Source organism: Saprospiraceae bacterium, from assembly GCA_016714025.1.
In the GTDB taxonomy this organism is placed as follows: Bacteria; Bacteroidota; Bacteroidia; order Chitinophagales; family Saprospiraceae; genus Vicinibacter.
In genome coordinates, this window is sequence record JADJOB010000002.1 from 1,099,817 (window position 1) to 1,122,446 (window position 22,630).

Annotated in this window: 22 protein-coding genes; 8 read left to right on the top strand and 14 right to left on the bottom strand. The window is 37.9% G+C overall.

Going from position 1 to position 22,630, the window contains the following annotated elements; translation table 11 throughout:
- Positions 1 to 9 precede the first annotated feature (9 nt).
- The 4 genes from IPJ80_07615 to IPJ80_07630 form a co-directional block, all read right to left on the bottom strand.
- Positions 10 to 624: a NifU family protein gene (locus IPJ80_07615; protein MBK7913354.1), complete on the bottom strand. Its 615-nt coding sequence runs from the start codon at positions 622 to 624 to the stop codon at positions 10 to 12.
- A 55-nt stretch (positions 625 to 679) separates the two neighbouring features.
- Entirely contained in the window at positions 680 to 1,447 is a 768-nt protein-coding gene (xth, locus tag IPJ80_07620) for an exodeoxyribonuclease III (GenBank protein MBK7913355.1), read from the bottom strand.
- Positions 1,448 to 2,078: 631 nt separating this feature from the next.
- Positions 2,079 to 2,927, bottom strand: a complete 849-nt coding sequence (gene nadC, locus IPJ80_07625; protein MBK7913356.1) for a carboxylating nicotinate-nucleotide diphosphorylase — start codon at positions 2,925 to 2,927, stop codon at positions 2,079 to 2,081.
- Between the two features lie 2 nt (positions 2,928 to 2,929).
- Complete coding sequence (locus IPJ80_07630) at positions 2,930 to 3,637, bottom strand: PorT family protein (GenBank protein ID MBK7913357.1); 708 nt, start codon at positions 3,635 to 3,637, stop codon at positions 2,930 to 2,932.
- A gap of 145 nt (positions 3,638 to 3,782) precedes the next feature.
- Between IPJ80_07630 and IPJ80_07635 the strand changes: the two genes are divergently transcribed.
- The 4 genes from IPJ80_07635 (at position 3,783) to IPJ80_07650 (ending at position 6,716) form a co-directional block, all read left to right on the top strand.
- Positions 3,783 to 4,928 (top strand): hypothetical protein, encoded by a 1,146-nt coding sequence (locus IPJ80_07635; GenBank protein MBK7913358.1) that lies wholly within the window; start codon positions 3,783 to 3,785, stop codon positions 4,926 to 4,928.
- A gap of 66 nt (positions 4,929 to 4,994) precedes the next feature.
- Positions 4,995 to 5,945, top strand: coding sequence for an isopenicillin N synthase family oxygenase (locus IPJ80_07640; protein ID MBK7913359.1), 951 nt, complete (start codon positions 4,995 to 4,997; stop codon positions 5,943 to 5,945).
- A gap of 23 nt (positions 5,946 to 5,968) precedes the next feature.
- A complete protein-coding gene (gene tatA / locus IPJ80_07645) occupies positions 5,969 to 6,187 on the top strand; it encodes a twin-arginine translocase TatA/TatE family subunit (protein ID MBK7913360.1) in 219 nt (72 codons plus the stop codon).
- 25 nt (positions 6,188 to 6,212) lie between these two features.
- Positions 6,213 to 6,716: an OmpH family outer membrane protein gene (locus tag IPJ80_07650; GenBank protein ID MBK7913361.1), complete on the top strand. Its 504-nt coding sequence runs from the start codon at positions 6,213 to 6,215 to the stop codon at positions 6,714 to 6,716.
- 139 nt (positions 6,717 to 6,855) lie between these two features.
- On the opposite strand, the gene IPJ80_07655 is transcribed toward IPJ80_07650, so the two are convergent.
- The 4 genes from IPJ80_07655 to IPJ80_07670 all read right to left on the bottom strand — a co-directional run bounded on the left by IPJ80_07655 (position 6,856) and on the right by IPJ80_07670 (position 9,383).
- A complete protein-coding gene (locus tag IPJ80_07655) occupies positions 6,856 to 7,635 on the bottom strand; it encodes an AMP nucleosidase (GenBank protein ID MBK7913362.1) in 780 nt (259 codons plus the stop codon).
- Positions 7,636 to 7,695: 60 nt separating this feature from the next.
- Positions 7,696 to 8,250 carry a crossover junction endodeoxyribonuclease RuvC gene (gene ruvC, locus IPJ80_07660; protein ID MBK7913363.1) on the bottom strand — a complete coding sequence of 185 codons (555 nt, stop codon included), beginning with the start codon at positions 8,248 to 8,250 and terminating at the stop codon, positions 7,696 to 7,698.
- Between the two features lie 276 nt (positions 8,251 to 8,526).
- Positions 8,527 to 8,952: an Hsp20/alpha crystallin family protein gene (locus IPJ80_07665; protein ID MBK7913364.1), complete on the bottom strand. Its 426-nt coding sequence runs from the start codon at positions 8,950 to 8,952 to the stop codon at positions 8,527 to 8,529.
- A 26-nt stretch (positions 8,953 to 8,978) separates the two neighbouring features.
- Entirely contained in the window at positions 8,979 to 9,383 is a 405-nt protein-coding gene (locus tag IPJ80_07670) for an Hsp20/alpha crystallin family protein (GenBank protein ID MBK7913365.1), read from the bottom strand.
- 182 nt (positions 9,384 to 9,565) lie between these two features.
- Here IPJ80_07670 and IPJ80_07675 point away from each other — a divergent pair, with 182 nt between their 5' ends.
- The gene (locus IPJ80_07675; GenBank protein ID MBK7913366.1) at positions 9,566 to 10,288 is read left to right on the top strand and encodes a hypothetical protein; all 723 of its coding nucleotides are present in this window, start codon (positions 9,566 to 9,568) and stop codon (positions 10,286 to 10,288) included.
- A 394-nt stretch (positions 10,289 to 10,682) separates the two neighbouring features.
- Here IPJ80_07675 and IPJ80_07680 read toward each other — a convergent pair whose 3' ends face one another.
- Positions 10,683 to 12,074, bottom strand: a complete 1,392-nt coding sequence (locus tag IPJ80_07680) for a vanadium-dependent haloperoxidase (protein MBK7913367.1) — start codon at positions 12,072 to 12,074, stop codon at positions 10,683 to 10,685.
- A gap of 313 nt (positions 12,075 to 12,387) precedes the next feature.
- The gene (gene cphA, locus IPJ80_07685; GenBank protein ID MBK7913368.1) at positions 12,388 to 15,039 is read right to left on the bottom strand and encodes a cyanophycin synthetase; all 2,652 of its coding nucleotides are present in this window, start codon (positions 15,037 to 15,039) and stop codon (positions 12,388 to 12,390) included.
- A gap of 87 nt (positions 15,040 to 15,126) precedes the next feature.
- On the opposite strand from cphA, the gene IPJ80_07690 reads away from it, so the two are divergent.
- Positions 15,127 to 15,993, top strand: coding sequence for a cyanophycinase (locus IPJ80_07690; GenBank protein ID MBK7913369.1), 867 nt, complete (start codon positions 15,127 to 15,129; stop codon positions 15,991 to 15,993).
- A 144-nt stretch (positions 15,994 to 16,137) separates the two neighbouring features.
- Positions 16,138 to 17,508, top strand: coding sequence for a hypothetical protein (locus IPJ80_07695; protein MBK7913370.1), 1,371 nt, complete (start codon positions 16,138 to 16,140; stop codon positions 17,506 to 17,508).
- A 122-nt stretch (positions 17,509 to 17,630) separates the two neighbouring features.
- Here IPJ80_07695 and IPJ80_07700 read toward each other — a convergent pair whose 3' ends face one another.
- Positions 17,631 to 18,671 (bottom strand): hypothetical protein, encoded by a 1,041-nt coding sequence (locus IPJ80_07700; GenBank protein MBK7913371.1) that lies wholly within the window; start codon positions 18,669 to 18,671, stop codon positions 17,631 to 17,633.
- Positions 18,672 to 18,723: 52 nt separating this feature from the next.
- Between IPJ80_07700 and IPJ80_07705 the strand changes: the two genes are divergently transcribed.
- A complete protein-coding gene (locus IPJ80_07705) occupies positions 18,724 to 19,506 on the top strand; it encodes a class I SAM-dependent methyltransferase (GenBank protein MBK7913372.1) in 783 nt (260 codons plus the stop codon).
- A gap of 102 nt (positions 19,507 to 19,608) precedes the next feature.
- Here IPJ80_07705 and IPJ80_07710 read toward each other — a convergent pair whose 3' ends face one another.
- From IPJ80_07710 to IPJ80_07720, 3 genes are all read right to left on the bottom strand, one after another.
- Positions 19,609 to 20,721, bottom strand: coding sequence for a hypothetical protein (locus tag IPJ80_07710; protein ID MBK7913373.1), 1,113 nt, complete (start codon positions 20,719 to 20,721; stop codon positions 19,609 to 19,611).
- A 191-nt stretch (positions 20,722 to 20,912) separates the two neighbouring features.
- Complete coding sequence (gene thiL / locus IPJ80_07715) at positions 20,913 to 21,956, bottom strand: thiamine-phosphate kinase (protein MBK7913374.1); 1,044 nt, start codon at positions 21,954 to 21,956, stop codon at positions 20,913 to 20,915.
- On the bottom strand, positions 21,953 to 22,621 hold the full coding sequence (locus IPJ80_07720) for an RluA family pseudouridine synthase (GenBank protein ID MBK7913375.1): 669 nt from the start codon (positions 22,619 to 22,621) through the stop codon (positions 21,953 to 21,955). Before IPJ80_07720 ends, thiL begins: the two co-directional genes overlap by 4 nt.
- Positions 22,622 to 22,630: the final 9 nt, after the last annotated feature.

Consider the following 22,630-nt stretch of genomic DNA (forward strand, 5'->3'; position numbering starts at 1 on the left):
AAATTGGGCTTATTCTGCCTCGGCAACGACTTCCTGTACTTCAGGCACCATTCGTTTCAATAATCCTTCTATGCCAGCTTTTAATGTGACCGTTGACGAAGGACATCCGCTGCAAGAACCTTGCATGGATACCGTAACGACCCCATCCCGGTAGGATTTGAATTCTATGTTTCCCCCATCCATTTCAACCGCTGGCTTGACATACATCTGAATCATATCTTTAATTCGGACCACCAATTCAGTATCTTTTTCGTCAAAATTGCCTTCCGAAGAATCGGCCTCTAGTTGCAAGCGAAATGCTTCAAATCCTTCCTTAATCAAAACAGATTCCTGTTCGATGATCTTTTTAAGGGTTTCTTTTGCAGGAATCATGACCTCTTGCCAGTCATAATTCGGTTTTTTGGTAATGGTTACAAAATTATTGGAAATATATACGGATTGGACAAATTCTTCATCATACAGCTTACTTGCCAAGGGAGACCAGGCAGCTGCAAGTTCTTTATCTTTAAAATCTGCAATTCCCTGATAAAGCATCCGGTTGCTCACAAATTTTAAGGATTCCGGATTGGGTGTTTGTTCGGTATAAAGTAAAATACCTGGTTTAGTAGGTTGTACAGTTTCCATAAGCAATTAATTCACTCAAAATACAATTTAAAATCAGGAAGGTTCAATCATTAACTTAGATGTCATAGTGAGCCTCCAACGGACAATGATCAGAAAATCGAATTTCCCGGTGGTGTCTGAATGCTTTGACCTTATCTTTTAAGGATTTGGAAATCGATTGATAATCAATACGCCAACCTTTGTCCTTTCCATAAGAACCGGCCCGATAACTCCACCAACTGTATTCTTTTTTTTCCGGATTTAATAAGCGAAAACTATCATAAAATAATTCTTTAAACCAATGATCCAACCAGGCACGTTCCTCCGGACGGTAACCGGATGGATTGTCGGTGCGTTCCGGATTGTGAATGTCCAGGCCTTGATGTACGATGTTGTAATCTCCCACTACGATTAAATTTGGTTTTTGCTCATTCATTTTTTTAAACTCCGGGTACATATCTTCTAAAAACTTCATTTTAAATTGATGTCGGTCTTCGCCTGAGGAGCCAGATGGAAAATAACAATTGGCTAAACTAAATCCAGGATAATCCAACACAATTAATCGGCCTTCCCGATCATACACCTCTTTGCCGGTTCCCAGTTGCACCTGATTCGCTTTTTCTTTGGCTAAAATCAATACGCCACTGTATCCTTTTTTTTCTGCACAATGCCAATACGAATGATAATTTAATTCCTTAAAATAATCCGGATCCGCATGGGATGCATCCATTTTGGTTTCCTGAATACAAACTAAATCAAAATCATTTTGTGCGATCCATTCTTTAAATCCCTTATCGATTGCAGATCGCAATCCATTGACATTAAAGCTTATAATTTTTTTCATCACTAAATTTTATGCATTGTAAAATTAATCAGCTATTTCAATTCACAAGCCAGGTTTTTGATTTAGAAACCTTGGGTTTAAACCCTGGGTTTCTAAATCAAAAGCATCATGTATAAAATGGTCGCGGGTGCTGTTTCAAGACCAGCATTGTAAAATAATAACCTATGTTCCTTTTATGTAATAAGTTCCACTACCTGTTTATAGTATTTATTATAATGAACAAGCATTCATATTACAATTAATTGAGTCATGAAGGCTTCAGAGCCTGTAAAATCAGTCATATTACAGATTTATGCTATGGTATGGTTTTTGGAATTCTATAAATACCCGTTTGCCGTTTAAAGATTACTACAAATTCACTCACACCGTTTAAAAAAATATTGATATCTCATTAAATGCAGCTGTTGCAAATCCTAATAAAATTTTCATACAGCCATTTTGATGGATGAATACATGTTGACCTGTTAACGAACAAGGCGAAACGAATTTTCTCATTATATTAATTTCTGAAAGCGTATGAAGGCAAACCAGACCCCAGCTGTGTTGTACAAGGATATGCGTTTTTGGCTGGTGATTACGCTCACATGCATTCTGGTTGGAATGTTGTTGGGTACATATCCGGCTTAAAAACTCAGCTTTGTATCTTCAAGCTTAAATCGAGGCTTCCGGCACTGTGTGTTAAGGCTCCTACGGAGATAAAATCTACCCCGCTAAGGGCAATTTTACGAACTGTTTCGAGACTGACCCCTCCGGAAGCTTCGGTTTCATGTTTTTTTGCAACCATTGCAACTGCTTCTTCAAGTAAGGGCAACTCAAAATTATCCATCATGATGCGACTTACATTTCCTGTACGCAACACTTCTTCCAATTCTACTAAATTTTTTACTTCAATAGTGATTCCCAAATTTTCCAAATGATGGGATTTTTGATATTTGTTTACAGCTTTAATTGCTTTTGTAATAGAACCACATGCTGCAATGTGATTGTCTTTAATCATAAACCAATCATACAAACCATCCCGGTAATTCTGACAACCTCCCAACCGGACGGCCCATTTTTCAAGGTAGCGATTTAAAGGAGTAGTTTTGCGAGTGTCCAGCAAAGTGACCGGCAAATCAGACACTTCCAATAAAAAGCGATTGCATAAACTGGCAATCCCACTCATGCGTTGCATTGAATTTAAAACCAATCGTTCCGCCATCAATAAATTTCGCGTACCGGTTTCTACTTCAAACGCAACTTCACCCAGATGAACATAGGAACCATCTGGTTTAAATACATTCATTTCTACTGAATCATCCAAATAATTGAAAATTGATTTGGCCAATTCAACACCAGCCAGAATGCCATCTTCTTTTATTTTTAATATGGCCTTGCTTCTATTTTCTGATGGGATGCAAGCCAATGAGGTAATGTCTCCCGTTTGGACATCCTCTTGCAAAGCTTGTTTAATAAATTGTTTTAAGTCAAACGAAATCATAATTAAAAAATCACACCAAATCTAAAATCTAAACTCGATAAAATCCCTTTAGAATCTTCTCTGGTTCCATCTGAATAACGCCCACTGTCATCCGTAATATCTGTAAAGCTTTGATAAAATCGCAAACCTCCTACTAACGAAACGTCTGCTGAAATGCGCATTTCACCGCCCAATCCAATGCCGTAAAACAAACCAAAAAAACTGACCATTTTACGGATGTCTTCTCCTTCTGTATCGGGCAAGGGTGGTGCTTCTATAGTTCCTCTGGCTCGGGTGCGTAAACTGATACAGAATTCAGGTGCATGTACATAGAATCTGAATTTTCCAAATTCATTGGTGCGCAACTTAAATCCAAACGGAATATCAATATAATTCATTCGATAGCCTAAGATCGCATTGTCAGGAAGATTTTTATATTTTGTATCACTTAATTCAGCTTCTTTCCAAAGATCTCCCCCTTTAATAAATTCGAGATGACCACCCTGACCTAATGATAATCCAATACCCCCCGTTGCTGCATAACGATCATTAAACCAATATTCCGCTTGCACATGGGCTTTATAGGAAATTTTAATACCGGATGATGAAATTTGATTGTCATTGGAGGAAATCCAACTTATACCCGGACCCGTTAATACACTGAATTTTATCTCCTGACTCATTAACATCCCTGGTAAAAAAGCCAGACTGAATAGTTTTAGGATTTTCATAATTTTGTTTTTAGGAATAGTCATTTTATTGAAAATTGACCTGTAAAGCTAAAATAATTCAATCTTTGCAGAAATAAAAATACCCAATAAAACAGGTCCGGATTCGTTTAAAGAATGCGTTATTTATTGTCCCTTAACAGTCCGCATGTTATCCATTATAACAAATTATAAGATATTGAAAAATGCAATGGTAAGATTTGGCAAATCCAGAGTTGCCATGTTCCAAAACCAAATGTTTGGTTGGATGCTGTTTGGTTTTTACCTCAGCTGTTTTGGATTAATTGCCTGTCAGAATTCAAATCGGAATCCCGTTCCTGACGTTTCAAATATTGCTGCAGATATAAAATGGATTCATTTTGAAAGGGAACTTTTTGCACTCGATTCAAACAAATTGAATGAGGGTCTTCTTGCACTTATTCAAAAATATCCAGCGTTTACAAAATTGTATTTTACACAAATTGTTCCAATGACAGAACAATTGGATTCAATTCAACCAGAATTTAGTACAGCGCTTCGCACATTTATAAATGATCCGTTTACAAAAGATCTTTATCTTAAAACAAATCGTGTATTTAAAGAAGATCAGGATTTAAGTAAATCAATGCTTCAGGCGGTTCGATTGATGAAATATTATTTTCCGGATGAAAAAGATCCGGTATTCTATAGTTTGATTAGTAATTTCAATTTTGCAAATTTTATTTTTTCAGATAAAAATAATGCAAACGGTATAGGAATCAGTCTGGAATATTTTTTAGGATCCGAAATGAATTACAAAATGGTGGATCCTAAAAATCCGGTGTTTTCAGATTATCTCACCCGTTGTTTTAATAAAGACCATTTGTTGAAAAAAACATGGGAAACATATCTCACAGATAAATTAGCTGAGCCGCAATCAGGAAAATTTATTGATTACATAATTCATAGAGGTAAAAAATTATACATACTCCAAAAGTTGTTGCCGGAAATTGAGGATACGGTGTTGTTTGAATTTACCCCAAAACAACTAAAATGGTGCAATCAAAATCGTTTGGAAATCTGGTCGTATTTTCTTTCGGGTTCTATGTTGTATTCTACTGAATTTTTACAATTCAATAAATATATTAATCCGAGTCCAAATTCTCCCGGTATGCCAGAGGATGCACCCGGACAAACCGGATCCTATATTGGCTATTACCTTGTGCAAGCTTATATGCGCAAGCATCCTGAAGTAAGCCTTCCAGAATTGTTGGCACAAGAAGATGCCCAGTTGATATTAAGGGCGTCGCGATTTAAACCTACGAATGATAAATGAGTCCAATTTAGGACGATCAAACTTGAATTGGATTGATTTTTGATTTGATTATATTAAAGCAATTTTATGGAACGGGTGATCCCATTAGTTGATTTAGATTTATTTGTTAAAGGCGATGCAATCCAACGAAATGCGTTTGTTGATCAATTGGGCAGAGCCTTTCATGAAATCGGGTTTGTTGGAGTTGTAAATCATGGCGTTCCAAAAGATTTAGTGGATGGATTTTATGCAGCTTCCAAAGCCTTTTTCTCTCTTCCGGAAGCAGAAAAATTGCGCTATGAAATTCCGGGATTGGCCGGCCAAAGAGGTTACACTTCTTTTGGAAAAGAACACGCCAAACATTCTGAGGTCGGTGATTTGAAGGAGTTTTTTCAAATTGGGCAAACGGTATTGGATGGGGATGTCATCCGCTCTGAATATCCTGAAAATGTATTGGTTGAATCGCCTGCTGCATTTACAGATTTGGGAATCAAATTGTATAAGGCTTTTGAAGAAAGCGGAGCGAAATTATTGCAGGCAATTGCCTTGTTTTTGAAATTGGGTGAAAATTATTTCGATTCCAAAATTCACAATGGAAACAGCATTCTGAGAGCGATCCATTATCCGCCAATTATCAGTGAACCCAAATCAGCCATCCGCGCAGAACAACACGAAGATATTAACCTGATAACCTTGTTGGTTGGGGCTTCTTCCGGTGGACTGCAAGTGCTGACCAAAAAGGGTCAATGGATGGATGCCATTCCGGGCGAAAATGAAATTGTGGTCAATGTTGGGGACATGCTTCAAAGATTAACAAATAATTATTTGGTGTCCACCACCCACCGGGTAGTGAATCCCCCAAGGCAAGAATGGCACATTCCAAGGCTATCTATACCCTTTTTCCTGCATCCAAGGAGTGAAATGGACCTGTCTTGTCTGGAATCCTGTGTTGAGCCAGGAACCCAAGCTGCCTATCAACCCATTACCGCAGGAGCATATTTAGACGAACGATTACGAGAAATCGGATTAAAAAAATAACTTTGAACCTTAAATACATCAAAATGAACTTATTATTTTTAGGCAATCTGGGTTCTACAGAAGTACTGGTAATCCTGCTTATTGTCTTATTGCTTTTTGGAGGTAAAAAAATTCCTGAATTAATGCGAGGCCTTGGCTCCGGTATTCGGGAATTTAATAATGCCAAAAACAATATCTCCAATGAGATTCGGGAAGGTATGCGCGATGCTGATCGCAAGAACCTTGATTCAGAAAACAAATAAATAAAATTCTAAAATTTTATATTCAATGAAGGTCCTATCACTTTCGTTCCTGTGTTCTATTTGTCTTTTTTTAAGCAACACCTATGCTCAAAAAGTTGGACACATCAATTCAGTTCAGTTAATTGATTCATTAAATGAAGCCAAGGTTGCTTCTATTACTTTGAAACAATACGACGCTTCCTTGACAAAAACAGGGGAAGAAATGCTGGCAAAATACCAGGAAAAAGTACGCAATTACCAACAAAATATCAGTGCAGGAAGTTATACTGCGGTACAAAAAAGTCAGGCTGAATCTGATCTGCAAATAGAACAACAAGCCTTAAGTACTTACCGAGAATCTGCACAAAGCTCTTTAGAAAAAAGAAGACAAGAACTTATTCAACCCATCTTGGATAAAATCAATAAAGCCATCCAGGATGTTGGAAAAGAAGAAGGCTACGCATTTGTTTTCGATTCTGCAATGGGCGTTCTTTATTTCAATAAGACAGATGATATTTTCCCCAAAGTCATGAAGAAATTGGGCTATTGATTCGATTTTCTCATTTTTTCTAGCGTCTGAAATAGCGTATTGCCTTTTAGTCTATAGACAAGAAACTTAAAATTTATTTGGAATAAACCACTAAACCATTGCAACATTGTAAAATTGCAGCATTGTAATATTTCCCCAATTATTCTTCAAACCGCAAATGTTTTACAGTCAACGCATTTTCAATTAATTTTCTCAAAGAGTCGATGCCGATTTTTAAATGTAAATGTAAAAATTGATCGGTGACGGTTTTATCGCTGGCTTCAGTTTTAACTCCTTCCGGAACCATAGGCATATCGGATACTAATAGTAAAGCGCCTGCAGGGATTCGGTTTTTAAAAGAAGCAACAAAAATGGTTGCGGTTTCCATATCGATGGCCAATGCACGTAAACGCAATAAATATTTTTTAAAATCCAATCGATGTTCCCACACGCGTTTATTGGTTGTATAAACTGTTCCGGTCCAGTAATCCTGTTCGTATTCCCGAATGGTGGTTGAAATGGCTTTTTGCAAGGCGAAAGCTGGTAAAGCCGGTACTTCCGGAGGTAAATAATCATTAGAAGTTCCTTCGCCGCGTATCGCTGCTATTGGCAAGATAAAATCACCCAATTTATTTTTACCGGATTTTAGTCCACCGCATTTTCCTAAGAATAAAATGGCTTTTGGTTTAATTGCTGTCAGCAAATCGATGATCGTTCCTGCATTCGGACTTCCCATACCAAAATTTATGATGCTGATGTTGTTGGCTGTTGCATTGATCATGGAACGATCCCGTCCACGAACTTCTACTTCATTCCACTTTGCAAACAACTCGACGTATAAACTGAAATTTACCAGTATGACATACTTTCCAAATTCATTCAGATTGGTACCGGTATAACGAGGCAACCAATTTTCAACAATTTCTCTTTTTGTTTTCACATTTATAAAATTATCTTATTTATAAATCCGATTTCAATAACACAGCTATTAGAAAAAAATTTAAACCACCCGACTTGGATTATTTGCAATAAACGATTTCCAGGATTTGCCTGTAGCTTTTATCCCTTTAGCAGGTGAATTTAATTCATTCATCAAACACAATGCTGCTGCCAAAGCATCTGTAGCATCATAATATTTCTCATCAATTTTGAAATCAAGCAAGCGATTGAGCATTTGCGCTACTTGCTCTTTCGTTGCATTGCCGTTTCCGGTAATCGCCTTTTTGATTTTCTTGGGTGAAAACTCATAAATTTCCAAACCCATTACCATAGCAGCTGCGATTGCTACGCCCTGAGCACGTCCTAATTTGTGCATACTCTGGGCATTTTTACCAAAAAACGGACTTTCAATTGAAAGACTTTGAGGTTGAAACGCTTCAATTAATTCTTGTACACGGAGAAAAATTTCACGGAGTTTTGCCTGATGGGTATCAAACTTTTTTAATTGAAGGGTATTAACTTCCAGCACAATGGATTTTTGGTCGCGGAATTCCAAAATTCCATATCCTAAAATATTGGTTCCGGGATCAATGCCTAAAATACGAGGGTTTTTCAATGAAAGTTATTCTGTTTATTTTAACAAAGGTAATTCGATCGCTTGATCAGCATACCATGCTGCTAAAATAAAACGAAAATTTAGACTTCTTATGTTAAAAGCTATTTCCAAAAACTCCTTTGGCAATACTTGTAAATTTTAAAATACTGAGTTTAATGCTTTTAATTGATTGTTTAATAGATTTTGCAACGCAGTAATTTGGAGTGTGGTGGTTTTATTTAAAAAAAAACCCGGAGCAAATGCCTCCGGGTTACTAATCCCTGAATATGAAGTCAATTACGAAATCTCAATGGTTTTGTTGTTTTTACCAATCTCAATGGTTTTTGGAATTTGAATGTTCAAGATTCCATTTTCGTATTGAGCGGTAATTTTTTCTGCATCCGCTTCAGCTGGTAATTCAAACATTCTTTTGAAAGAATGGTAACTGAACTCTTTTCGGAAATAACTTTCTTTAGTTTCCGTGTTTTCTTGTTTTTTATCTGCTGAGATAATCAACATATTATTATCCAATTCAATTTTGAAATCCTGCTTGCTCAATCCGGGAGCAGCCAATTCAAGTTTAAATTCTTTGCCCGTATCCACCACATTTAAGCCGGGTGTATTGTTGCGAAATAGTTGTCCTCCATTAAAATCATGGAAGGTTTTACCAATCAAATCATCAACGATTTGAACAAAAGGTACTAGTGAATTAATATTTCTCATGGTTTTAAAATTTTATGTTTAACAAATTAGTTTACAGAAATGCTGTGAGTTGCTTTTTTTATACGATTCATCTGCACATACAATACGCCATTTTCAAATCGAGCTTTCAAGCTTTCAGTGTCAATGTCTTCAGGCAATTGAATGCTGCGTTTGTAACTTACATCTGCAAATTCTTTGTGCAGTGATTTAACATCTTCGGACTTATGAATGCGTTTTGCATTCAAATGCAATAGCTTATTTTCCAATTGAATGGACGCATCTTCTTTCAATACACCCGGCATGGAAAATTCTAGGATCAACTGTTCATCTTTTTGGTACGCATTCATTTTTGGGCGAATGCTTTGATCAACAGCTGGTTTATAATCAACCGCGCAATTCGATTTGACGCGAAATGTTTTTGGGTAGGGGAAGTAGTAATTTGAGTACATCATAATTTTTTATTTTTATAATAGCCATAGATCAATTGATGTACCATTCCAAAAATCAGGAAATTCTGGCATTGAATACAGATTACATCATGCCAAAATGACAAATTTTATATAAAAACTATGCCATAATGACATGATATTCATATTTCTGCTATGTGTTGTAATTTTACATCAAACATGCTGTTATGAATCAGGTTCGTTTTACCATTAAATTCTTAAAAACACTGGGTGCAATTGGAATGCTGATGGCCTGTCATAGCAGCCAACTGATTTCCCAGGCCAATGGATTTGGAATCAAACTTGGTCCCAGTATGGGATTTCAAAAATGGGGTGGAGGCAGCCAGCGGGATCCCTTAGTACGTTGGCATGTAGCAGCGTTTATGGATTCAGAAAGTTCGGACTCTAAAAATGTAATCTACGGGCAATTAGGATACCACGTTAAAGGCGGAGCCTTCAGAGTCAGCTATTTTTACGACATCAATGGAAATCGGTATCCCGGAAGCACCTACGGAATGGAATTTCACAATTTGAGTTTAGATATTGGTTTGAAACGATACATCCGTAAAGGAATCTGGAAGCCTTATTATGCAATTGGACTCCGCGGGGAATACACAGCAAAAACAAAATTTGAAATCTATCAGGAACTCGAAGAATGGGTTCGCAAATGGAATTATGGATTTTCTATCAAGTTAGGCACAGAATACAAAATGAGTAAGTTGACACACGCTGGACTCGAACTCAACATTGCACCTGATTTATCTAAGCAAGTATATGTGCCGGCAACCATACGCCGGATCAATCCATGGACCGGGCAAGCCGAACCTGGTTACGAGCAATCCACTGTAAACACAACCATCGAATTGAGTTTTTACTTGCGATTTATGCAAGTCATCGAATACGAAGAATAAGTGAGTGTATATTTTAATGTAGCCATACAAAACCTGGTCCATTATTTTTTCTTCTCTGCGTCAATCTGCGTAATCTGCGGGAAAATAATTAGTTGTTGGTTGATAGCAGGAACGGTTGCATTCCTTTGCGTCTTTGCGAGAAAATAATTAGTTGTTAGTTGATGGTTGTTAGTTGATAGGAGGAACGGTTGCATTCCTTTGCGTCTTTGCGAGAAAATAATTAGTTGTTGGTTGATAGTTGTTAGTTGATAGTAGGAATGGTTGCATTACGCTGCGTCTCTGCGAGAAATTTTTTTTTCATAATGGCCAGGATTAGCCGGATATCATTTACTATCCAACAAAAAAAAGGGATCCTCATAATGAAGATCCCTTATAAAAGTTATTTAAACTTAAATTATTTTTTCCAGGGCAATTCGTGAATGCGTTTTGCAGCTAACAAACCACAAAATTCACCACCTTCCATGTCGATTCTCCAATGTACGCCTAATGGTAACCGGCTGAAAGCATTTTCATAAGCAAGTGTACGCAAGGTATTGAATGAACGGGGAGTACCACAGAAATCGGTACGCTGTTCATGACAATGATCTGTAAAGCTGTAGTTCGGTCCGACAAAATATTCAAGAATTCCAGCACCAGCATATCCAAAGGTAGAATGCCCGGAAGGATAAGCTGGAAAAGCTGGAGTGAACCCTAACCATGGCACAGTGAAAGTAGGATCTATGTTTCGGTGAATGTAGCTGATAGGTCTTTCAAGATTGTATTTGTATTTATTGTACCAGGCAATCACACCGGCATCATTTAATGCCATACCTATTTGTGCATAGAGAACACAAGTAGTTTCGAGATTCATTTTTTCTTTTTGAACGATTTGATCTGCGATTGCAATATAACGAGGAGCCGGACTGAAGGTCCAACCTACCCGGTCGTCGCTCCAGAATTCAGCGATACATTCCATTTCACCTTTAGGGTTGCTGCGAGCTTCGTTTGCAATTACATACATTTCCCAGGCTTGTTGATAGTTGATTGAATTTTTTCCATCATCGCAGTTAAAGGGAGCTTTTAATGCATCCATATCAACTTGATTTAATCCAAACCTTCTGGCCTCCCCCCATAAGGCAAACATACCTCTTTGGGACACTTGAGGTTCAGTAGCAACCCAGTCACAAGCGTTTACTGGTTTGTTTTCTACTGGAAAGGGATTTAGATGGGCATTGTAACCAACAGCATCTGTTGTAGAAAATCTCCAGATAGCAGAAGCTACTTCGCGTCCATGAGCCTCAGAATTATTTAATATGGTTTCAACTGTATTTTTACGGAAGCGCTCTCTGAGTTCAACTTCCTTAGTTTCAATTAATCTAAGAAATTGTTGTTTATCTAAAATGACACCGTCTTTGTTTTTAAAAGTTACGTTTTCAAAAAACTTATTCATCAGATAGCCATAAGATGCATTGATTACTTCGGGCCAGTATAAATTGGTTTGTACTGCCGGCATATCCTGAATACCCAAACGGTATTGTAATGACTGATAATCGGGCATGCCACCCAAACAAGCTTCATAGGCACTCAATCCGAGATATGCCAAAGCACGGGGAGCTGGACCAGGCCTGTAAGATGAAGCAAAACGTTCAATTTCCATAAACACGGAATTCCATTCATGGTACACTTCATTTTCCTGAGATTTCATTAAGTTATTTCCACCTTCCGGAGTGTCAACCTCATTACAAGAAGTTGAAAAGATTAAGGCAGAAGCTACTAAACCAACTAGTAACTTGGACAAAAATTTCATACGAGGGATTTTATGGCTTAAAACAAAAGAAATTAAAAACTTTCAGGCTTAACGATGCAAAAATAATATTTGGTTTTATAAAACTAAGAAAATTGAAAAAATTATTTTCAGTGATTGAAAAATACATATTCGAAATATTACTATTTAAAAAATTAATAGTTAATTATTTATATATGTATAATTATTTAAATGTTAACTAACTTATTAATTTTATCAATACGTTATGCATATAAAATTATTTAATATATTAGGTCCTAAGGAATTTTTAAGGTGTTTTTAATTTAGTTTTTAATCGATATAATGTTTGGCATTATTATGTATTTGGAATATCTTCTTTTTTAAATTTGTATAAACTCTTAGCTTCTTCTTCTAAATAACGCTGCACTAATTCGAGGGCATCAGGCACTACATCACTGCACACAACGATCAATGAACCTTCTTTTACATTTTCGATCGCATATTTGATGGCTTCTGATTCTTTAGGGATGACTTTGAAGGGTTTGCTAATGTCATGTTGTTTGATTCCGGCAGTTAGCATTTCAATGATTTCCTGGTCGGTTTTGCCCCTGAGGTGTTTGTCTTGCCTTACAATGATCTCATCAAACATTTCTGCTGCAACTTTACCAATTCCTTCATTATCCTCCTGGCGTCGGTCTCCAATTCCTGCAATAATACCCACTTTTGGATAGGCATCGATTTTATCGATGAATTTCTTTAAAGCCTGCAATCCGGCTGGATTGTGTGCGTAATCCAACAAGATGCTGAAATGTTTAAAATCAAACATGTTCAATCGACCAGGCGTTTGTGCAGGTGATGGAATGAAAGATTCGAGGGCTGCTTTGATGTCATCCAATTCAAATCCATTAAAATATGCAGTCAAAACAGCAGGCAAAACATTCTGAATCATAAAACTGGCACGTCCGCCGTAAGTTAATGGCACATTGACCGCCTTAACGATGCGCATTTTCCACTCGCCTTTGCAGATGGTTATAAATCCGTTTTCATAAATGGCCCCAATACCATGTTCGCGCATGTGCTTTTTTATCCGGGGATTGTCTTCATCCATCGAAAACAAAGCCAACTTGCAATTAATCCGCTCACGCATGGCGTAAACCAGGTCATCGTCTGCATTTAAAATGGCATAGCCATCAGGCAATACAGATTCAACCACCACGCCTTTAACCTTTGCCAATTGTTCCATGGTGTGGATGCCTTTTAATCCAAGGTGGTCGGGTGCTACATTCGTGACAATGGCATAATTGCAATTTTTAAAGCCCAAGCCTGCACGGAGGATTCCACCTCGGGCCGTTTCAAAAACTGCAAAATTGACGGTTGGATCTTTTAATACAAACTCAGCACTGCCGGGTCCACTGCAATCTCCCTGCATCATTAAATGATTTTGAATGTAAATGCCATCGGTTGTAGTAAATCCTACAGTATAACCCATCATTCGGGCCATGTGTGCAATCAATCGGGTTGTCGTGGTTTTTCCATTGGTCCCGGTCACCGCTACAATTGGAATGCGGCTGTTTTTTCCAGGAGGGTACAACATATCAATCACAGGAGCTGCAACATTTCTGGGTAAGCCTTCTGCAGGCGCCAGGTGCATTCTGAATCCAGGACCGGCATTGACTTCAATCACTGCACCACCCACTTCGGAAACGGGCTTGCTGATGTCTTTGGTCAAAAAATCAATTCCACAAATATCCAATCCAACAATTCGGGAAATACGCTCCGCCATAAAAACCGTATGCGGATGGACTATGTCAGTAACATCCACAGAGGTGCCCCCGGTTGAAAGGTTGGCCGTGTCCTTTACAACCAAAACTTCCCCTTTGGCTAATACGCTATCTAAAGTATAGCCTTTTAGCTCCAGTAACTTTAAAGTAATATCATCTACAGTGATATAAGTAAGTACTTTTTCATGTCCGTAACCGCGTCTGGGATCTGCATTTGTTTTTTTAATCAAAGCATCAATACTCAAAACACCGTCACCGACAATTTGGGCCGGAAGCCGTTTAGCTGCAGCAACCAATTTATAATTAATCAATAAAATCCGGTAATCATCGCCGGTTATGTATTGTTCGACGATTACTGCGTTGGAAATTTTCTTAGCCATCTGAAATCCTTCCAGGGCTTGTTCCCAATTCGTGATGTTGGTGGTAACTCCGCGTCCATGATTTCCATCGATTGGTTTTATAACCAATGGAAATTTTAAATAATCTACTGCTTCCCTCAGGCCTGTTTCCGTTTTAATTATTTCTCCTTTTGGAACGGGGATTTCAGCCTGGTCGAGTAAAAACTTGGTATCTTCTTTATCACCCGCAATATCAACTCCAATGCTGGAAGTTTTACTGGTTACAGTTGCCTGAACCCGAACCTGATTGCAACCATAACCCAATTGACAGAGTGAATATTTATTCAAACGGATCCACGGAATGCCTCTTGCAATAGCCTCATCAATGATGCTGGCGGTGCTTGGCCCCAATCGCTGAATTTCTCGCAACTCTCGCATTTCCTGAACGTCATCTTTCAAATCGTAAGCGGATCCTTCAATGAGTGCTTCTGCAATGCGTACCGCTGCTTTTGCAGCATATACGCCTACTTTTTCTTCCAAATAATCAAAGACAACATGATAGACTCCGGTTTCACCATAACTGCGGGTCCGGCCAAAACCAACATCCATTCCGGCCATGGTTTGAATTTCCAGGGCAATATGTTCTACAACGTGTCCCATCCAGGTACCTTCTTTGACGCGTTTGTAAAAGCCACCGGGTTCGCCTTCCGAACAGCGGTGTTCGTACAATCCGGGCAACAACGCTTGCATACGTTCTAAGAACCCATCCAGGGTATTGGTTGGTTTTTGTTCGAGATCTTCCAGATCCAAAACCATGACAATTAGTTTGTGTCTTCGGATGGACCAATAGTTGGGTCCACGCATGACATTGATTTCCCGGATTTTCATTTTAGTTCGATTGAGGCCTTAAGGTAATAATTTTAGTCAATTATCTGCATTCCTTTAGCTTTGTGATCTATTTTCAAGTGCCAAATCATGGAATTTAAAGGAACGCTGATACCGGTGGGGGGGAATGAAAATAAAGGAATAGGCCTGAAAGAATCAGAATGTCTGGACTTTATTAAACAAGGAATATTATCTGCTATCGTACGCGAAAGCGGCGGAACCGGAGCACGAATCGTAGTGATAACTACCGCATCCAGCATTCCGGTTGAAGTGGGTGAAAATTACAGCCAGGCCTTTGAAACCCTGGGTTGTCAGGCTGTACAAATTGTAGATGTTCGCAAGCGCTCAGAAGCGCAGCTAAAAAAGAATGTAAAACTAATTGAAGAGGCCGATTGCATAATGTTTTCAGGTGGAGACCAATCCAGAATTGTAAAATGCTTTGCGGATACGATAGCCCATCAGATCATTCGAAGAAAACTGGAAGAAACGAAATTGGTACTTGCAGGAACCAGTGCCGGAGCCATGTCCATGTCCCTTCAAATGATAGCAGGGGGAAGTGTGGTGGATGCGATGCAAAAGGGCAATGTTAAAATGGCCCGGGGGATGTCCTATCTCGATCAAGTTATCATTGACACCCATTTTATCCAAAGAGGCCGATTTGGAAGGTTGGCAGAAGCGGTTGCCCGTTTTCCAAATCAACTGGGAATCGGATTAGCAGAAGATACAGGCCTCATCATTAAAAAAGGAAATGACTGCGAAGTCATTGGCACCGGGATGGTTGTTTTATTTGATCCCAGGAATCTTAACCACAATCGTTACATTGATTTGGAACCCGGAACACCCATGTCTCTTAGCAATTTGACTACCCATGTATTAGCCAATGGCGACCGGTTTCGGATCAGGGAAAGAAGTCTGAAAATTTTGCCATTGGAAGCATCTTTTTCGGTCAATTCTTAGAGATTTCTTAAAATTTTAAATTAAATTCTTAGAATTGAATTAATTTGAGCAAATTTGCATATAAATACTTGATATTTAATCAATTCTATTGACTATTAATTGATTAAATATATAAATATTTTTAATTAATTATACTCCCTGGATATGTTTGCGAAAAAATTACTCGCCTTTCAATTAGTGTGCATTCTTTTTCTTGGTTACGTATTTACCACGTGCACCCGAGAAGCAGCTCAGGACGATATCAGTCTGGACGATCAATTAATCAAAAGAGTTAAATCGGCAGCTCCAAATGGTGATATCCGGGATTACATTTTAGTAAGTGGCGAAAATTTAGATGAAATACCCAATCAGGATCCCAAAAATCCAATAAATGCAACCAAAGTGAAATTGGGCAAAATGTTGTTTCACGAGCCGGCAATTGGGGTATTGCCCAACAAACCAATTGGCATGAATTCATTTAGTTGTGCATCTTGCCATATTGCAAAAAAATCATTTACTGCAGGCAGGATTCAAGGAATTGCTGACGGTGCTGAAGGATTTGGAAATTTGGGAAATGGAAGAGGTAAAAATCCAGCTTACCAAGGAGACGAAGTGGATGCGCAAGGAGCTAGACCATTACCCACCATCAATTTGGCTTATGTTCGAAATGCATTATGGGCTGGATCCTTTGGATCTTTTAGTTTAAACGTTGGAACCGAATCTGTTTGGCGTCAGGATTCACTGACTGAAGTAAATTTTATTGGATTGGAAGGATTAGAAGCTAATAACATCCGAGCATTGCAGGTTCATCGAATGACTATGAATGAAAGTATGGCTTCTTATCTTGGTTATAAAGCACTTTTTGATGAATCATTTCCGGAAATTCCAGTTTCTGAGCGCTATTCATTAAAAACTACTTCATTTGCAATTGCAGCATATTTCAGAACCATTACTACGCATGAAGCACCTTTCCAAAAATGGTTAAAAGGAGATCATACTGCAATGTCCGATCAACAAAAGAAAGGAGCAGAATTGTTTTTTGGAAAAGCCGGATGTTATCGTTGTCATAACAGTCCATCGCTAAATAGTTTTAATTTCTTTGCTTTAGGAGTCTATGATTTATATGAAAATAAAGTAACTGAAGTATTCCGCACCGGTCCAACCGATAAACGTGTAAAAGGACGCGGTGGCTTCACTGACAGACCGGAAGATTTGTATAAATTCAAAGTTCCGCAATTGTATAATTTGAAACCTGTGGGTTTTTATTTTCATGGTGGAAGTAAACAAAGTTTGAGAGAGGTTGTAGAATATTTTAATAAAGCAGAACCTGAAAATCCGATAGTTCCAAAATCACAAATCAGTGGATTTTTTCAACCTTTAAATCTGACTGAACAGGAAGTAACAGATCTTACAGAATTTTTAGAAAATGCTTTGTATGATCCTACTCTTGAAAAATATTTACCGGATCACGTATTGTCCTTTATGTGTTTCCCTAATAACGACATCAAATCAAGAAAAGATTTGAATTGCGAATAACACAAGCAGCAGCTGAAAGGCGGTAGGTCTGAAAGTCATATAAGTTGGAAACAATTTAGTTTGGAGGGCTGAAAGCTAAAATCATTTAATGCTGTATTCAATGTGACTTTTTCTTTAATCAGTTAAACAGCAGTGGCGCTCCTTCCATTTTCCACAATAATGGATTTTATATTTATTCCAATCCATATACAATAAAGGGGCAGAATCAAATAAAACATTCTTGCCAAATCTCCTGATAAAAGCATTTGGAATATTACAGCCAATAGATATAAAACAAAAACAATACGGGTTTCATTTATTTTAAATTGCAAGCTGAAATTATTTTTTATCCAAACCATCATTGGAATCAAAATCCAAAATCCCACTACAGAAAATACATCGTAAATTCCATGGAAACTAAATAGTTTTGATAATGAAACACTTATTGTTGAAAAAGAATCAACATCTTTTGCAAAACTATTTATAAATGGATGTTGCAAATACAAATCCCATAAAAATCGAAATCCAAAAACGAGCATTCCTGAAAATGCGATCCAGCTGATGGTATTAATCAATCGATCTCGTTTCATGTAAAGGATCATAGGTACAAAAAAGATAAATGCTTCTTTGGCCCAGGGGCCGAGTAGAAGTCCTGTGGCAAACCAAAGAGTTTGTTTGTTATAAAATCCGTACAATACCATCAGCAGACTTAAAAAGTACAAACTATCCACCAAGGGAAGACCTGCAAGTTCCATAGTCCATCGACAACTTAAAAATGGAATCAAAGAAAATGCCGCAATCCAATCATTCATGCCAAAGTTTCTGCATAGCTTAAAAAGTATTACACCTGCAATCGACAGGATGCTCACATTAACCATCAAGAAACTAAAGCACAAGGAAAAATTTCCATCAAAACTTAGCGGATGTAAAAGTTCGAAGATCCATCCAAAACTAAATTGTACGCCACTAGCTATTAATGGAATAAGGATTCGATAGTGCCTGACAGGACTTTGGTTCCAATCAAATTGAGCCATCTTTAAATAATCTTGAATATCCGGACTCTGGTCCATTGGAAAATAAATCATAACTTCAAATCCCAGACTAAATAGAATGCAAAAACAAATACCAAACACAAGCAACTCATGAGCGTACTTGTTAATTAATTGTTGAAGTACTTTGATCATATGGCAACAAAAATAGTAAACAAACTATCTTTGAGTCGATTTAACAAATACAATGGCACTATTAGATTCTTTATATACGGCAGAACGGGCCAATGAACATGCTGTTTCTGATCGTCCGGTTTTTATGCGGCAATTGTTTGCCTATGAACGGGCTGTTTCTGAAATAGAGGGTTCTGTTTTAGAAATAGGTTGTGGTGAAGGGTATGGTATTAAATTGCTTGCACCACATGCATCCAAATATTTGGCATTGGATCGGCACATTCCTTCGGATCTTCGCAATTTTGATCAGGTAGAATTCATTCAAAAAGAAGTGCCCTGGTTGGAAGGCATGGAATCCAATCAATTTGATGTAGTCATTTGTTTTCAATTGATCGAACACATTCAGGAAGACACCACCTTGTTGTCAGAAATTTACCGGGTATTAAAGCCGGGTGGAAAATTAATTCTGACGACGCCCAATAAAGAAATGTCGCTTACGCGCAATCCGTATCACATGCGCGAATACAAAACGGAAGAATTCAGAAATTTGATCAGCCATTATTTTAATCCAGATCAAGTGTATTTTGGAGGCGTTTATGGCGATGAAAAAATTATGGATTATCAGGAGAAAAATAAAAAATCCATTTCCAAATGGAAACGATGGGATCTCTTCAATCTGGAAGAAAATTTACCAGCTAGCTGGTTTCAGATTCCCTACGATATTTTAAATCGACTCAATCGCAATAAACTTAAAAATCAACACGACCAGCTGGTGGGAGAAATAAGTACTGCTAATTATTTTTTAAAAGAAATGGATGGCAGGCAATTGGACTATTTTTGTATTGCGAGAAAGTGAACCCAACTGCTGGCTGAAACAGTTGAACATTGCTGCAATGTTCCAATGCTGCAATGATATGATGCTAAAATGCTGCAATGCTGTTTTAATAACTTGGCTTCGCTAATTTCTTTTATCCAGTTGTTTCCAGTTTCCCTGTAATTCCTGATTCGGATTATAGCCTTGAGTTTCACTCATTAGATACTCCCCTTGCTCGTTAACCCAGGCTTGCGAATACCCGGAAGGTAATTGGATGTTATTTTGTCCATCGGAATATCGATCTACACCTCGCAGATAATCACTGAATTGTTGATTGGTGCGATCGTAGGATTTTTGCGTATTCCAATAACTGTCACTGATTGATTTTGAAACGGCATCGTTCGTTTGACTAATAATTTTACTGATTTGTCCTGCTGCATAAATGCGCTGGTAAACGGCATCGGATAACAATTGAGTTACTTGTATAAATTTATTGTAAAAAGCAAGTGTAGGTTTACTGGAGGCTTTTATAGTCAGTGCAATACGCCGGCATTTTTCTAATTCACCAGCCGGTGATTTACAACTGTATAAACCTGAAGCAGACCAGACGATCGAGCGAAGCGTTACATATCCTTGTGAGATGGAATGGGTAACATCCAACTGGCCATAAAATTCTTCTTCATAGGATTTATTGTTTTCCTGATAGCTGATTCTGACAAACCCACTTTCTGATTCAAAATGCATGTTGCTCCCTTGAATCATTTGCTCTTTGGGTTGCGCCCGGTTAATTATTTTTTCTTCTTTGATTTGAAAGTTGATCCTTCCTCGTTGTTGCCGGATAAAATCTTTTAGCCCAGTTAAAATAGTTTGTGGTGGAGGATAACCACTCACCTCCGTCGGACCTTCACTATAAACGGCCCGGATATCGGGATAGGATTCGATGGTTTGATCGGTTTTTGTATTTTGAAATCGACCTTTATACCGAATGGGTAAGGTAGCATCCTGATATTCCCAATACAATTTATCATCCACCGTCCAGCCTTCAGGAATTAAACAAGTAAATGCAATCATACCAGATCCTTCCCGATCCATGATTTGATGCGGAGTTAATTTCAAAATAGCTCCCACCTGCTTTTCTTTTGAAACACCTGAAGTTCCAATTGAATTTTTTGCACTGTTAGCTTGATTGGTTGCGTTTGGTTGGCAACTCAAAAACAACATGCTGTAACAACAAATTATAAACAAAATCCTTTTCATAAGTAAAAGTATCTTAATCAAATTTAATAAAATTATACTCCGGGAATAGAATTTTATTTATGGAGAAAATACTTTTGTCTTGTTGGATAAAAGGACTAAGAACAATTTGCGGTGAATCACGGATTGGATCCGGGACGACTAACTTCTGACCGTTAACCACTAATTACTGATCCCTAACTCCTGACCACTTCCTAAAAATGCACCCATCCCTGTGCTTTGAGTGGATGATGTTTATTGCTGTTACTTTTTAATTGTACACCAAAAGCTGCATCTTTAATTTGGCCGATATAAATCAAATCGGGAAACATACGGACTTTGTTTGAATCTTCAGGGCTCACACAAAGAAGCAATTCATAATCTTCTCCCCCGTTGAGTGCACAGGTCAATGGATCCATATGAAATTTTAAAGCCATCCATTTGGTCTGTTCGTTTAATGGAATCAATGCTTCTTCGATTTCAGCACCGCATTGACTTTGTTTACAAATGTGTAAAAGATCAGAAGACAATCCATCGCTCAAATCAATCATGGCATGCGGTACAATGCCGGTTTTTGCCAACCATTCTACCGTTTCACGTTGTGCTTCCGGTTTTAAAAATTTTCCAATCAGGTATTTTTGATTTTCAAGGTCCGGTTGTATTCCAGGATTGGATAAATAAATTTGTTTTTCGCGTTCTAATAATTGCAATCCTAAATAAGAAGCACCCAATTCACCACTAACATAAATATGGTCACCTGGTTTCGCTCCATTCCGGTAGCTGATTTTATCAGCATCCTGCAAACCAATCGCAGTAACGGAAATTACAAGACCTCGCAAAGAAGCAGTGGTATCGCCACCAACTAAATCAACCTGATAAGTTTCACAAGCCAGCCGTATGCCTTCGTACAAAACTTCAAGTGCTTCCACTGAATACCGATTGGAAACAGAAATGGAAACAGTTACCTGTTTAGGAATTGCATTCATTGCATACACATCCGACAGATTTGATACAACTGCTTTATATCCTAAATGCTTGAGCGGAAAATAGGCTAAATCAAAATGAATGCCTTCGACCATCATATCTGTTGTAATTACAACTTGTTTATTTTCCGGATTCAAAACTGCTGCATCATCACCGATAGATTTAACAGTGCATTCATTTGATTTGGTAAATGATTTGGTGAGCTGGTCAATTAATCCAAATTCACCCAGTTCTGAAATTTCTGTACGCTTAATATCAGAAGGCGTTTCATTCATATACTTTGTATTAGTGTTTGTACAACCGGCCAAATATCATTTAATGGGATGGGAGCGGTAAATGCTACATCCAGATGGGTCGTTGGATGGGTAAAATTAATTTTCCAGGCATGTAAACCGATGCTTCGGTCTTTATTGGATCTGCGGGCACCGTATTTAACATCCCCTTTAATCGGAATTCCTGCATGGGCTAGTTGACTTCGAATCTGATGAAATCTTCCGGATTTTATCGAAACCTGGATTAATAAATAATGATCCATTTCATTAAGTACCCGATATTCTAAACGGGCTAAATCTCCGGCCTCATCCTTACTTATATAGGATTTTTTGAATTTCGAAGATTTCTGGAGCCGGTTTTCTAATTTGCCAGTCGGATCAATGACTTTTTTCTCTACCAAGGCCAGGTATTCTTTATCCATGCCATTGTAGGTATTCTGCTCATTTAAAAGTGCAGCATCATCTTTTGATTTAGCAAACAATACAATGCCTGAAACAGGTCTGTCAATTCGATTGCATAAATGCAAATCCCGTTTACAATAAGCTTGTAGTAATTTATGTAAAGAGGGATCTTTACTTAAATCATCCTGTACCGGCATTCCGGAGGGTTTATTGGCAACTAAAACGTGGTGGTCTTGATAGATAATGTAGTCCCGGATGGAATCCAAAAGCTGTAA